Genomic DNA, 12,734 nt, shown 5'->3' on the forward strand with positions numbered 1-12,734 from the left:
CTACTTGTGAGCTTCAGCCAGCTCGATGGGAATGAGTACTTCGTTGCGCCTTAGAGGCCCGGGGATGAAGGGCGAATTATAGAAGGCGTACTCGGCGGGCGCGCTTGCGCGAAGGGCGCGCGATGACATCCACTTTCTCAAGGTAGATTCCATCTGGGCGACCGCATTATCGTCGGCACGGCCGCTGAAGCGGATGACCGCCACTCTGCGGGACGGTAACTCGCTGATTGTCACGCCTTCTGGCGGCTGTGGCAGCGTTTCACGGTGGTGACTTGCGGGCATGATGAACCGCGTCCGCCAACCGTCTTGGCCTGCTTCATCCTGCATGACAGGAGCGGTCATTGGAATCTTTTCACGATCCTGTACCACCGGCGCAGTCATCGGGATTTTGTCGCCGCCCCGCGACTTCGCGAAGATATAAGCGGCGAGCTTCTGAAAACCGTTTTTGAGGGCGCCATTTCGGGAGCCGCGCGACACCGTCTCCGCAACCAGGAGTTTCGGATAATCCCGGATTTCAAAGCGCCCATCCTTCAGGATGAGTTGAAAGCTCGGCTGCTCCGTGTTCCGCTCATACAGATAGTAGCCAATTCCGCCAGCGAGTGCGGCCGCCGCAGTCCCTGTTATGACCTTACTGAGAGGATTCACTGTCAAGTTCCACTTTGCTGGCGAGATCGAGATGGGTGCGACATTGCAGCCGTGCAATACTTATAAAGGTGGAGAAGGCTTCGTGGAGCCTGCGTTCCGTCCCCAAAAACAGTACGGTGTCTAAAGTCTGCCTTCGACCCATTGCGGACATTAGCGAAGATCCCTTTCAATCCATTGCGACCACAAACGCTTCTGTTACGCTGCCGCAACGCTTGAGGGCCCGAGCGCATGCGCATTCGTCTTCCACGTCCGTTGAAAGGCTGGCGCGTTTTCGCGGGTGAGGTTGGCGTTATCGTGCTTGGCGTCTTGCTGGCGCTGGGCGCGCAGCAGCTTGCCGAGAATTTGCAAATGCGTGCCGAAGTCCGCGAGTTCAGGCGGACCATCGATCACGAGATCGGCCTGAACCTGTTCGTCTACGACGTTCGAAGCCGGGGAAGCGCCTGCAATATGCGGCGTATCAAGGAACTGCTGAACTGGGTTCGAAAGGCGCAGGACGGTCAAGAATTGCCGCAAATCAGCGTCTACGGAGCCCCAACCATGGCGCCCTATCGCAGCGCCTGGGACTCTCGGGATGGAACCATCTTCGCCTATGTGCCGGCGAAGGCCCGCCAGAAATATGCCGAGTTCTACGACGAGCTCGACGGCAATTCAAAGCGCCTAGAGGAGGAGGGCGAGGCATGGCTCGCTATCAAGGGCTACGAACTCGCCGGGCCGGTGTCGATTGACGACCGACGGGCGATCTACCGCAATCTGGCGATGGCATATTCGGTAGATCGAACCTGGGCAGGGAACATGCCTGTTTCGAAGAAGATCGCCGACGAACTGGGAATCAGCCCAGTCCAACCCGACAATCTGACAAAGGAATTCCTCGCCGAGATCGATCTGTGCGAGTCCATCTTTGTTCCGAAAAGGGCGATCGATTCCGGCAGCGGTGCCGCCAAGAGCTGAAGCTTCCGAATGTCTGTTTTCGACCCAAAGTTGCCATTAGGCGAGCGTCCGCTGTCACCTCCGAGCTGACTTCAGGAGCGGCTATTTTTGCAAGCGAGCGCTGGTATCTAATCCCACGACTTTGGACGAGCATTCGCGCAGCTTCTCGACCGCCTCTGATGCGTTAAGATAGCGGGCCATCATCACGGTTGGCCCCAGCCATAACGCCAGCATCTCGCTGGAACCGAGATCGCGAAGAAAGCGGTCGCTGTCTGCAGAGCCCTTAAAGACATGGCTATATCTGTATTCATCGCCGACCTTTTCGATTTGAAATGGCTGGCTTCCCCACGTCTCGTTCAGCGACGATCCTTTCCGGCTAAAAGAGAGGTCGAAGTCGAGCGAGTCACTGAGGGGCGGAAGCTTTGGTTTGCGGGTGCCCCATCCGAGCACGGCGCCTTTCTTTTGCGCATCGTAGAAGACGACGAGTGTTTGCTGGTCACCGTTGTCTTTGAGTAGATAAGAGCGCTGCATCACGCATGCTCCGTGGTTTCCCGCTGTAATTTCCCACTCACCGACGGTCGCATAAGTTTCGCTGACTGGTTCCGCCCGCGCGGCACCGGCGCTTAGCAGCGCACACACGCCGAGTATCCGACCATTCATCTCACAAACCCCTGAGTACGCGTGAAGGTGGAGGGGCTCTAGGCGCGCAAGGGTTAAGGATCAGCGCACAGTTCAACCGTCTGTTTTCCACCCAAAGCAGTTTATGACTGAAAGGGCATTCGTGGAAATGCTCTGTTGCCGCTCGCGCGATCTCCGAAATGACTTTTGCCGACTCCTCCGATGACGCTGTTGCATCTGCCACGAGCACCGTGATCGGAATCGTCCGCCCAAGAGGGGCGATGATACCAACATCGTTCGTGGCGACGTTCAGCCCTTACGAGATCCAGGGGTGGTCAGTTGCGAGACTTCACCCCAATCTTCCCAGAAGGAAGAGCGGCCTGCCGAAGTAGCAGGCCGCCCTAACCGCCATTAAAGCCGCGGGTGCAGGACCAACAGATCAGCCCTTTTGCTTAGCCGGTTCGGTTGGCCGTGCAGCTTTGCGGTGCTTCATATGCGAGCCCTGCCTGCACTTTGCCTCGGCACGGTTCCGCGTCGAGCCCGCCTCGTACTTCGAGCGCGCATTCTTAAGGCACTGAGACTCGGCCCGGCCCATCTTGGCCGACGGCGTCTTGCTGGTTGAGGCGGCTTTCTCATGTGAAGCGGTTGCGGGCTGTCCCGCCCAGGCTGCGGCAGCAGGACTCGCGAGCAAGGCCAGCGCCGCTGCAGGAATTAGAAGCTGTCTCATTTCGAAAACTCCTTGTTGGACCAATCGCCGGTGCAGCCTATGCGCTTTTCATTCTGGCGCGGCGCTGGAACGCGGATGAAAACGGGTTCATTTTCGCCGCAACTTGCAGCCCTCAGTCGCCAATCAGCCGCGCGGTGTCGAGGAGCGATAGCCATCCGCGCCACCCGCCGAGCGTTCCGACGTACCGGCCTTCCCACTGCGGCCGGAATTTCTGCTTGAACTCACGAAGGCCCTTGAAGCTGTAGAGGCGCTGCCCGTGCCGATAGACCGTAGAGCCCAGCCGCGCCCAGCGAGGCGCCAAGGGCCGATTAGCCAAGCCCGCGAGAGGCGCCACTCCCAAGCTGAATCTCTCGAAACCCTGCTCGGCCGCCAGCATGATGCACTTGGCGATCAGGAACTCCATCGTTCCCGCGGGCGCATCATGACGGCGGCGCATTAGGTCGATCGAAGCTTCCCGATGGTTGGGCAAAGTCCACAGATTCGCGAAGGCAACCACGTTGTCGTCCTTGCGCACGACAGCACAGTCGAAGTGGCGAAGGTAATCCGTGTCGAACCTGCCCAAGCTGAAGGTCTTCTCATCAGTGTGCTTCTGACTGAGCCAGTCGTCCGACACGTCCTTGAGAACAGGAAACCAATGATCGAGCTCGGCTGCCGGGAGGACTGCGAACTCGAGACCTTCCCGTTCGGCCCTGTGAATCGAGGAGCGAACGGAGCGCGAGAAACGGGGAGCGCACCGCGTGTCGATCAGAGCTTCCTCGCCATACTTGATGGGGACCAAGCCAAGATCAACGATGATCGGAAGCATGCGGTCGGAGATCTCGTAGAAACACACGAGGCCCGCTTCACGGTCGGCGCTCTCCCTCAGCCGCCAGGCCAGGTCCGCCCACCTCTCCTTAGGGCCGACTGGGTCACCCATGACGACCCAAGTGCGCCGTTGCACCCGGTACATCAGAAATGCGTCCTGCTCCGGAGCAACCAGGAACTGCTTGTCCCCAGTGAGAGCGAGCATGCCATCGGTGCGCTCCGCCCCGGATAATGAGCGTTCGAGCACTTTGTCCGGAAGCAACGGTCCGGACCCGCCGGGTGCGGGTATCGTAAGAAGCTGCCGCAAGCCGACAGCGCCGAGCAGGATTGTTGCGGCAAGCAGGCCTCTCAAAGACCGCGATGCTTCGTGACCGAATTCAAATGACCACCAGGTGAGTTCAGCCACACCACGCAATTGCGTGGCGAATAAAGTCACTCCCACAATGGCGACGGCGGAGAGCACCACCCCCCACCATAGTGCTCCGAGCGGGGCAGTGCCGATACCTGCGCTCCGGTAAAAGCTACCAGCGTTCATCTGCAGGAAGGCTGCAACGATGACGAGGACGATGCCCTCCTCATAGTCGATGCCCTTGGTGAAGCAGAGGAGCGCGCCGGCGACCAAGAGGCCGGTCGCGAGTATCAGCGCACTTCGAAGGCGAGCGAACAATGCCGGGCCCAGCAGAAGCAGCACTGTGCCGAGCAGGCTGATTAGAAAGTGCGACGTCTCCACGAGCAAAGGCGGGATGAAGCGCTCGACGAAGACGAGGCGATGGGGGACGGCAGGCGTGGCAGCAGATAGAAGCAGTACGATACCTGCGAAGGCGGTGAAAGCCGCTGCTAATGCCGGAATCGACGTGCGTCCGAGACGCGCTACGGCGGTGGCTGAAGCCTGCGTGGTCGGAGCAATGCGCGGGACCCATCGGGCACCCTGAATGATCAGAGCGACCGTGAGCGGCAGAAGGTAGTAAATGAGGCGGTAGAGCAGAACCGCCGCGAACAACTTCGCCTGTTGCCCCCCCGCCAGCAAAAGGAAGGATGCTTCGAAAACACCCATGCCGCCTGGAACATGGGACGCGACGCCGGCGACGATCGCGAGAGCATAGGCCAGAGCCAGCTGTTGCAGGTCCGCGCTGTCACCAGCGACGAGGATGAACAAGGCACCCGCAGCGAAGAGTACGTCAACAATAGCGACAGTTTGAAGTGCGATCAGTGCCGCGTGGTCAATTTCGCCAGTGCCGAGGAGACACCGCCGCACGCGCTTCACACCGAATGCCAGGCACCATGTCGCGACCAGCACGAACAGCATGGCCAGGGCAACCGTCTGGAGTCTGACGTCCAAGGGCGCCGGTAAAGGGGCTCTGTGCCCCGGTGGCCCCGTTAATAGAACCAGGCTGCAGAGTAGCAAAAGCGCCGTCCAGAAAGCTCCGGAGCAGAGCAGAACAACGCGTGTGATCTCGCTCGGGGTGAGCCCGAAGCGGCTGTAGTGCGCGTAGCGGGCAGAGCCTCCGGTAATCAGCGCGAGTCCCAGATTGTTGCTAATGGCATAGCTGGAGAAGGCGGCGAAGCGCGTCTGCCGCCAACTTAGATTGCGCTTGAGAAGCCTGAAGGCGAAAGCGTCATAAAAGCTCAGCGTCACGTAGCTGGCGCAGGTGAGCATCAACGCCGCGGCCACGCGCCACGGCCCAATTGCGCCTATTGCGTGGCGGAGCTCAGCCGGGTGCAGGTCCCGCGCCATGTGATCGATCACTTCGAACGCGAGAAGCGCGATCACCGAAGCAAGTATCAAGGCGCCGACCTGCAACGTCAGTCGTGGGGGCGCGAGCTTCGGTGCGGCGCTGCTCAAGGCACAGGTCTCACTGCGGCGCTTCCAAGCCCCTCCTCCAGTGCCGTCGCGAGCCGGCTCATATCATGATGCAGTGCATGCCCACCGGGAAGCGTGATGACCCGGACGTTAGGAGCGGGCCGGGCGGGACAGGCGCTATCCGTTTCTTGCTCACCCTTGATGCAGGTAATCGGAACCCATCTAACGGACCACAGCGGATCGAGCTCGGCGTCGGGTGGTCCTCGGTATGAAATTCCCGTGGGGTCGGCTCTCAGGTAGATGGGCTGACTTGGCACGATCAGTGCGACGGCCGTAAGTGAGTTCCGAACGTCCGGTGCGAGTTGCGGCACGGCAACTCCGACCGCGTCCGCCCCGAAACTGTGACCGACCAGCAGAATGCGGTCAGCGCCGTACCTCCGTTTGGCGGCACGAACCGCATCGTTCACGATCTGAGCAGTTTCTGAGACGCTTTGCCGTTCCCTGAATTCCGCCAGGGAAGAGACGCCATATACCGGGAGCCCGAAGCTCTCGAACACTCCGGCGACACTTCTTCCTTCGCCCAGGAAACCGGCGTCGCCGGAAAAAAAGACTGCAGCCTCTCGCTCGCGCCTCTGCGTGACGCGGTCCTCGAAACCGATGTGATGCGTATTGAAGAGAACGAGCAACAAACCTGCGCTGCAGAGCACAATCAGCAACGCAGCCAATCCTGCGGCTCGGAAGCGTTCTCGACGCACAGCTGCCTCATCGTTCGATGATGGCACCACAATTCGCATGGAAGGCGATGAGCGGCGCATAGCTCAGTATGTATATCACGTCGGTCCTCGAGTATTGCGTGGAGTTCCTCGCCTCCTCTGAAGGGCCTCCTCGCTGGCAGTGTCCGCTTTCCACCCAGCGTTGCCATAAGCGTAGCGTCAACTTTCAACTCATTCCGGACATTGGCGACTTAGGCCTGCTTTCGCTCTGAACGACGTGATTGGCTAAGACTTACCCGGCAGTGATCCTGCAAGCCATTAAAAAAGCGCGATTCTGACCAACTGGATCGTTGTTGCCGTGAAACCTTGGAGGATTAATCAGTGACACACGATACCCAATCAGCACCTGAGGTGAGCCAGGCCGTTCCGGCTCACGTCGAGGATACGATCCAAGCGGTTGCTCGCTTCCACGCCACGCATGAGGCGGATGCTACGCGCCTACAGCGTCTGATCGAGCAACTCACCCGGCGTGCCGGGCAGCCGGCGTTCTTGGCACTGCTGACACTGTTGGTCCTCGGGTGGATTGGGATCAATCTTGGGTTGATTGACGCTGGGCGAAGGCCGCTAGATGAACCTCCGTTCTTCTGGCTGCAGGGCGCCGTGACGCTCACGGCTTTATATATGACGGTCCTCATCCTCACGACCCAGCGCCGAGAGGACAAGTTGGCCGGACTACGCGACCAACTCACCTTGGAGCTTTCGATCCTCAGCGAGCAAAAATCCGCGAAGATTATTGGACTTTTAGAAGAGCTGCGCCGCGATGACCCGAGCATGCCCAACCGATCGGATCAGCATGCTGACGCTCTCTCTGCACCTGCCGACCCGGATGCGGTGCTGGAAGCCCTCAAAGACACACAGGAGCCAGTGTCCTGAGGTCGTCCGCCCACCCATTCAGGACCCTTAGCGTCTTTTAGGTCTGCTTCCGACCCATTGCGGACATTAGCTGTGCTGGGTTTGCTCCCGTCTGTTTGCGGGCACTTGTCTGCATCTTGCGCACATGAGCAGTCACGCTCCCAAGATGGTCACGCCAGCCAGGCAGTGGTACTGCACAGTATCCGGCCGGAGGTAGCGCATGTTCACAAGAAGTCTGGTGATCAGCGCCGTGGCGGGATGGAGCGCCTTTGCCTGCGCTCCTGCCGCGTCCGCTAGGGCCTCGACACAGCCGAGTAGCTTTCGCGATTGCTCTGGCTGCCCCGAGATGGTGGTTATTCCAGGTGGCAAGTTCATGATGGGCTCTGCGGCTTCGGACCCGGCCGCCGACGCTCTCGAACAGCCGCGTCACGCGGTAAGGGTGCGCAGCTTCGCCGCAGGCAAGTTCCACGTGACTCGTTCCGAATGGGCTGCGTTCGTACGGGCTACACGGCGCGCGACGCCGCTCGGGTGCCAGTGGACGGGCAAAGAGGGCCCAGACGGCGAGAAGAAAGCCTCTTGGAATGACGTCGGGTTCTCGCAGACCGATCGAGATCCCGTAGTTTGCGTCAGCTGGCAGGATGCCAAGGATTATGCACGCTGGATAAGCCGCAGATCGGGCAAGCGTTACCGACTGCTCTCCGAAGCCGAGTGGGAATATGCCTCCCGCGCAGGGATCACTACTTCCTATCCCTGGAAGGCCGGTGCTAGCCATGAATTTGCCAACCACGGTACTGAGGAATGTTGCGGCGGTCTGGCGAGCGGAAGGGACAAGTGGGTCAATACCTCGCCCGTCGGTGCCTTTCCCGCTAACGCCTTCGGGCTCCACGACATGCATGGGAACGTCATGCAATGGGTCGAGGATTGCTTCGCTCCCAATTACGCGCAAACGCCAATAGATGGCTCGGCTTACGTCAACTCGGAGCACATTGAGGCCACGGGGGATTTGGCGGATCTCAACGGCAAGCTGACCTGTGCTCACAGGGTTTTGAGGGGAGGCGATTGGGCGCAGCAGGTCCGCTGGATCCGTTCAGCCGCACGAAGCTTTGCTCCGCCGCCAGGACCAGGGCCCGCCCTGAATGCCTACCGTAGCGGCGGGGTCGGGTTCCGTCTTGCACGAGACGTTCGCTAATAGTGCCTCAATGTCCGCTTTTCACCCAAAGCGGACATTAGGAATTTACCGAACCAGTCGGATCACGCCTTTTTGTCCGCCGTGAAATAGCCGATCCCGCCGCCGACGATGGCGCCGAGAATCGGGCCGATGAATGGAAGCGGGATGGCCACGACTGCGCCGATGGCCGCTGCAATCGCCGTCCGTTTCGCTACCGGGTTCTCGAGCATCGAATTGCTCCTTTCAAAGTGTATTATAGTGATAACACACTGGGGAGTCCATAAGCTCGGTCAGACGGCGTCGCTATTTCTTCTTTGCGCCGCCCTTCTTCGGCTCGTCAGCCTCCACGCCGATTGCGTCGATGCTTCGCCGCGCGACATCAAGCGCAAGCTGCCAGAGCGCTCCGCCATCCACCCCGGTCTTTGCGGCTTTCTTGAGGTCGTCGGCGGCCTCGACGGCGAGGGCCTGGGCCCTCTTCGGATTCCGAAGCGCGGCGGCTGCTGCGACCAGAGTCGCGGCAACAATTTCCGCAGCCATGGGGTTCTGGGCGATCTTCTTCGCGCCCTTCAGGACCTTCGCGACCTTCGCCTTGCCGTCGGCCTTTTTCTTTTTCGACTTCGACTTCTTCTTGTCGTCCTTGTCCTTGGCCACGGTTGCTTCTCCTTCTGACGCACGCCTATTTTCACACCGTCGTCACACGTTTGTAATGTCACTCTGTTTCAGTTCAGCGACATCCACCGCCCGGCCTGTTAATACCAACATATGCCGGCAGTTAAACGCGAGAGGCGAATGGCTTCCACGGCGCCGACGGAAATGCCCGTTGCTGCGGCAGAACCTGCAATGTCGGAACCGGTCTATTTCAACCGGGAACTGAGCTGGCTGGCGTTCAACCGCCGGGTCCTCGAGGAATCGTGCAACGCCAACTATCCGTTGCTGGAGCGACTGCGCTTCCTGTCGATCTCGGCGAGCAACCTCGACGAATTCTTCATGGTCCGTGTCGCGGGCCTCAAGGCGCACCAGGCTCTCGGGGTCGAAGAACATTCCGCCGACGGGCTGACGCCGGGCCAGCAGCTGGCCGCGATCGAGAAAGAGGCCGACCGGCTGCTCGACGACCAGGAAGAGGTATGGCGCACCCTCCAGGCGGCACTCGCGAGGTCGAAGGTCGTCGTGATCGGCGACGAACCGCTCGACAAGAAGGCAGAGGACTGGCTCGATCAGCATTTCCGCGAGCAGATCTTCCCGTTGCTGACGCCGCAGGCGATCGACCCTGCGCACCCCTTCCCGTTCATCCCGAACAAGGGCTTTTCGCTGATCTTCGAGCTGAAGCGGGGGAAAGCGCATATGCGCGAGCTGCTGATGCTTCCGGTCGCGGTCCCCCGCTTCATCCGCATCCCCGGCCACGAAGCGCGCTACATCGCGCTGGAGACGCTGATCCGGCGGAAGACCGAATATCTGTTCCCGAAGTATGAGCTGCTTCGCGGCGGCGCGTTCCGGGTCATCCGCGACAGCGACATCGAGGTCGAGGAAGAGGCGGAAGACTTGGTTCGATATTTCCGCACCGCCATCAAGCGCCGCCGTCGCGGCCGCGTCGTCCGGCTGGAGATCGAGCCGGACATGCCGGACGGGCTGGTGCGCTTCGTCAAGGAAGGTCTCGATGCAGGAACCGCGATCATCTCCGAGACGCGCGGCTTCATCGGAATGACCGACCTCGCGGCGATCGTCGAAGAGGACCGCCCCGACCTCAAGTTCACGCCGTTCGATCCGCGCTTCCCCGAGCGCATCCGCGAGCATGGCGGCGACTGCTTCGCCGCGATCCGCGAGAAGGACATTCTCGTCCACCACCCCTACGAGAGCTTCGAGGTCGTGGTGGAGTTCGTTCGGCAGGCGGCCGCAGACCCGGACGTCGTCGCGATCAAGCAGACGCTCTACCGGGCAGGCAAGCAGTCGGCGATCATCAAGGCGCTGATCGACGCTGCCGAATCCGGCAAGGCCGTCACCGCCGTCGTCGAGCTCAAGGCGCGGTTCGACGAAGAGCAGAACCTCATGTGGGCCAATGCGCTGGAACGCGCCGGGGTGCAGGTCGTCTACGGCTTCATCGACTGGAAGACCCACGCCAAGGTGTCGATGGTCGTGAGGCGCGAAACCAAGGGCTATCGCACCTACTGCCACTTCGGGACGGGCAATTATCATCCGGTCACCGCTCGCATCTACACGGACGTCAGCTATTTCACGGCGGACCCCAAGCTTGGCCGCGATGCCGCCAAGCTGTTCAATTACATCACTGGTTATCTCGAGCCGAAGAACCTGCGTCAGCTCGTCATCTCGCCACAGGGAATGCGAGCTGAGCTGCTGAAGCTGATCGATGCCGAGATCGCCGCCGCCAGGGCCGGGAAACCGAACGGCATCTGGGCGAAGTTGAACGCCCTCGTCGACCCGATGCTCATCGACAAGCTTTACGACGCGAGCCGCGCCGGGGTGAAGATCGACCTTGTCGTCCGCGGCATCTGCTGCCTTCGCCCGGGCGTTCCCGGAATGTCGGAAAACATCTTCGTGAAGTCGATCGTCGGGCGCTTTCTGGAACATGCGCGCATGTGGTGCTTTGCAAACGGGCACGAGCTGCCGCACCCGCAAGCGCGGGTCTACATCAGCTCGGCGGACTGGATGCCACGCAATTTGGACCGGCGGATCGAATATATGCTCCCCATCGAGAACCCGACCGTCCACGCCCAGCTGCTCGACCAGGTGATGGTCGCCAACCTCATCGACAATGAGCAGAGCTGGCGATGTCTGCCCGACGGATCCTACGAGCGCTTGCGGCCCAAGCCGAACGAGGCCTTCAACCTGCACGAATATTTCATGAGCAACCCGTCGCTGTCCGGCCGCGGGCAGGCGCTGAAGAAAGGCCGCAAGGTTCCGAAGCTGCGCTTCCAGCGGGGCCGGTAGCGGCCTTGGCGCGCAAGCCCGTCGCAGTTGTCGATATCGGTTCGAACTCCGTGCGACTTGTCGTCTATTCCGGGCGGCAGCGCGCCCCCACACCGATCTTCAACGAGAAGGTGATGGCGGGACTGGGCGCGGGCCTTCGCGACGACGGAAATCTCTCCGACGACAGCGAGCGAAAGGCGCTCGCGGCGCTGAGCCGGTACAAGCTCCTGCTTCGGCACATGGGCGTGAAGGACGCTCGCGTGGTCGCCACCGCGGCCGTTCGCGACGCCGGGAACGGTCCGGACTTCGTGCGCGAGGTCGAGAAGCTCGGCCTCAAATGCGAGATCGTCAGCGCGCTCGACGAGGCGCGCTATTCCGGCTTGGGCGTATTGTCCGCCTTCCCCGGTGCCAGCGGAGTGGTCGGAGACCTCGGCGGCGGCAGCCTTGAGCTGACGGAAGTCGGCGATGGCGAAACGGGCCACGCGACATCGCTTCCGCTTGGCGTGCTGCGCGTCGGGCTCGGCAAGTCCGGCGAGCAGGCCGCGCGGGACGTCCTTCGACGGGGAATCAAGGACGCCGGGCTCCTGAAGTCAGCCCGTGACAAGCCCTTCTACATGGTCGGCGGCTCGTGGCGTGCGCTCGCGAAGATGGACATGATCACGACCGATTTTCCACTGCCAGCGATGCACCATTATCGAATGAAGCCCGAGCGCGCGGCGGAGCTTCGCAAGCTGGCGGATCTCGCAACCATTTTCGAGGGCGGCCTTTCGAGCGCACGTCTCGCAAGCGCTCCGGTTGCGGCCATGTTGCTTGAGCAGATCGTCAGGACGCTGGAGCCGAGCGAGTTGATCGTTTCGGCATTCGGGCTGCGTGAAGGGCTGCTCTACTCGCAGCTCGATGAGAAAATGCGGCAGCTCGATCCACTGGTCGAGGCCGCTCGCGATGCGGGCGGCGGCGAGCGTCGCTTCGGCGAGCACGGAGGCCTACTCCACGAATGGATCTCACCTCTGTTCGACGATCCGCCTAAGCTAAAGCGACTGAACCTCGCATCATGCCTGCTCGCCGACGTCGCATGGCAGGCCGCGCCGATGTTCCGGGCTGACCGCGGCGTCGAAATGGCGCTCCACGGCGACTGGACCGCGGTCGATGCGCCGGGCCGGGTGATCATGGCGCAGGCTCTGTCGTCGAACTTTGGGCGTGAACGCCTGCCAGACTCGCGCCTGACGCAGCTCTGCAAGCCCGAGCAACTGGAGCGCGCGCACTGCTGGGGGCTGGCGATGCGGCTCGGCCAGCGGATCAGTGGCGGCGTTGCCTCGGTACTGGAAAAGACCAGCCTCAACCTCAGCAGGACCGCCGTCACATTATGCGTACCGCACCGCGAGGAATCGCTCGCGGGCGATGCTGTCCGCCGGCGGCTCCAGCGGCTTGCCGACGCCCTCGATCGGAAGGCGGAGGTCGCGGCGTTCATCTGACCGGTAAGTGGTGTGGCGTTCGCGC

Annotated in this window: 12 protein-coding genes; 5 read left to right on the forward strand and 7 right to left on the reverse strand. The window is 61.3% G+C overall.

Annotated elements, in window-relative coordinates:
• On the reverse strand, positions 1-702 hold the full coding sequence (locus ACMC5O_RS07645) for an SOUL family heme-binding protein (protein ID WP_426692636.1): 702 nt from the start codon (positions 700-702) through the stop codon (positions 1-3).
• Between the two features lie 171 nt (positions 703-873).
• On the opposite strand from ACMC5O_RS07645, the gene ACMC5O_RS07650 reads away from it, so the two are divergent.
• Positions 874-1,593, forward strand: a complete 720-nt coding sequence (locus ACMC5O_RS07650; RefSeq protein ID WP_187709268.1) for a hypothetical protein — start codon at positions 874-876, stop codon at positions 1,591-1,593.
• A gap of 81 nt (positions 1,594-1,674) precedes the next feature.
• On the opposite strand, the gene ACMC5O_RS07655 is transcribed toward ACMC5O_RS07650, so the two are convergent.
• The 3 genes from ACMC5O_RS07655 to ACMC5O_RS07665 form a co-directional block, all read right to left on the reverse strand.
• Complete coding sequence (locus tag ACMC5O_RS07655; RefSeq protein ID WP_187709267.1) at positions 1,675-2,232, reverse strand: hypothetical protein; 558 nt, start codon at positions 2,230-2,232, stop codon at positions 1,675-1,677.
• 797 nt (positions 2,233-3,029) lie between these two features.
• Complete coding sequence (gene mprF, locus ACMC5O_RS07660) at positions 3,030-5,564, reverse strand: bifunctional lysylphosphatidylglycerol flippase/synthetase MprF (RefSeq protein ID WP_426692637.1); 2,535 nt, start codon at positions 5,562-5,564, stop codon at positions 3,030-3,032.
• Positions 5,561-6,211 carry an AcvB/VirJ family lysyl-phosphatidylglycerol hydrolase gene (locus tag ACMC5O_RS07665; protein WP_426692638.1) on the reverse strand — a complete coding sequence of 217 codons (651 nt, stop codon included), beginning with the start codon at positions 6,209-6,211 and terminating at the stop codon, positions 5,561-5,563. Before ACMC5O_RS07665 ends, mprF begins: the two co-directional genes overlap by 4 nt.
• 405 nt (positions 6,212-6,616) lie before the next feature.
• Here ACMC5O_RS07665 and ACMC5O_RS07670 point away from each other — a divergent pair, with 405 nt between their 5' ends.
• On the forward strand, positions 6,617-7,168 hold the full coding sequence (locus ACMC5O_RS07670; RefSeq protein ID WP_187709264.1) for a DUF1003 domain-containing protein: 552 nt from the start codon (positions 6,617-6,619) through the stop codon (positions 7,166-7,168).
• Positions 7,169-7,300: 132 nt separating this feature from the next.
• On the opposite strand, the gene ACMC5O_RS07675 is transcribed toward ACMC5O_RS07670, so the two are convergent.
• Positions 7,301-7,522 carry a hypothetical protein gene (locus ACMC5O_RS07675; protein ID WP_426692639.1) on the reverse strand — a complete coding sequence of 74 codons (222 nt, stop codon included), beginning with the start codon at positions 7,520-7,522 and terminating at the stop codon, positions 7,301-7,303.
• Here ACMC5O_RS07675 and ACMC5O_RS07680 point away from each other — a divergent pair.
• Positions 7,521-8,336: a formylglycine-generating enzyme family protein gene (locus tag ACMC5O_RS07680; RefSeq protein WP_426692640.1), complete on the forward strand. Its 816-nt coding sequence runs from the start codon at positions 7,521-7,523 to the stop codon at positions 8,334-8,336. The two genes, ACMC5O_RS07675 and ACMC5O_RS07680, sit on opposite strands and share 2 nt — an antisense overlap.
• 62 nt (positions 8,337-8,398) lie before the next feature.
• Here ACMC5O_RS07680 and ACMC5O_RS07685 read toward each other — a convergent pair whose 3' ends face one another.
• Positions 8,399-8,545: a hypothetical protein gene (locus ACMC5O_RS07685; protein ID WP_187710022.1), complete on the reverse strand. Its 147-nt coding sequence runs from the start codon at positions 8,543-8,545 to the stop codon at positions 8,399-8,401.
• A gap of 73 nt (positions 8,546-8,618) precedes the next feature.
• Positions 8,619-8,966: a hypothetical protein gene (locus tag ACMC5O_RS07690; RefSeq protein ID WP_187709262.1), complete on the reverse strand. Its 348-nt coding sequence runs from the start codon at positions 8,964-8,966 to the stop codon at positions 8,619-8,621.
• A gap of 162 nt (positions 8,967-9,128) precedes the next feature.
• Here ACMC5O_RS07690 and ACMC5O_RS07695 point away from each other — a divergent pair, with 162 nt between their 5' ends.
• Entirely contained in the window at positions 9,129-11,258 is a 2,130-nt protein-coding gene (locus tag ACMC5O_RS07695) for an RNA degradosome polyphosphate kinase (RefSeq protein ID WP_426693520.1), read from the forward strand.
• Between the two features lie 5 nt (positions 11,259-11,263).
• Positions 11,264-12,709: a Ppx/GppA family phosphatase gene (locus ACMC5O_RS07700; protein ID WP_187709261.1), complete on the forward strand. Its 1,446-nt coding sequence runs from the start codon at positions 11,264-11,266 to the stop codon at positions 12,707-12,709.
• The last annotated feature ends 25 nt before the right edge of the window (positions 12,710-12,734 follow it).

The organism is Sphingomonas sediminicola, from assembly GCF_049991885.1.
GTDB lineage: Bacteria > Pseudomonadota > Alphaproteobacteria > Sphingomonadales > Sphingomonadaceae > Sphingomicrobium > Sphingomicrobium sediminicola.

Bases quoted from the DNA above. Each gene is read 5' to 3' on its own strand.
- ACMC5O_RS07650 (WP_187709268.1), top strand. From the start codon at position 874: ATGCGCATTCGTCTTCCACGTCCGTTGAAAGGCTGGCGCGTTTTCGCG.
- ACMC5O_RS07655 (WP_187709267.1), bottom strand. From the start codon at position 2,232: ATGAATGGTCGGATACTCGGCGTGTGTGCGCTGCTAAGCGCCGGTGCC.
- ACMC5O_RS07680 (WP_426692640.1), top strand. From the start codon at position 7,521: ATGATGGGCTCTGCGGCTTCGGACCCGGCCGCCGACGCTCTCGAACAG.
- ACMC5O_RS07675 (WP_426692639.1), bottom strand. From the start codon at position 7,522: ATGAACTTGCCACCTGGAATAACCACCATCTCGGGGCAGCCAGAGCAA.
- ACMC5O_RS07685 (WP_187710022.1), bottom strand. From the start codon at position 8,545: ATGCTCGAGAACCCGGTAGCGAAACGGACGGCGATTGCAGCGGCCATC.
- ACMC5O_RS07695 (WP_426693520.1), top strand. From the start codon at position 9,129: ATGCCCGTTGCTGCGGCAGAACCTGCAATGTCGGAACCGGTCTATTTC.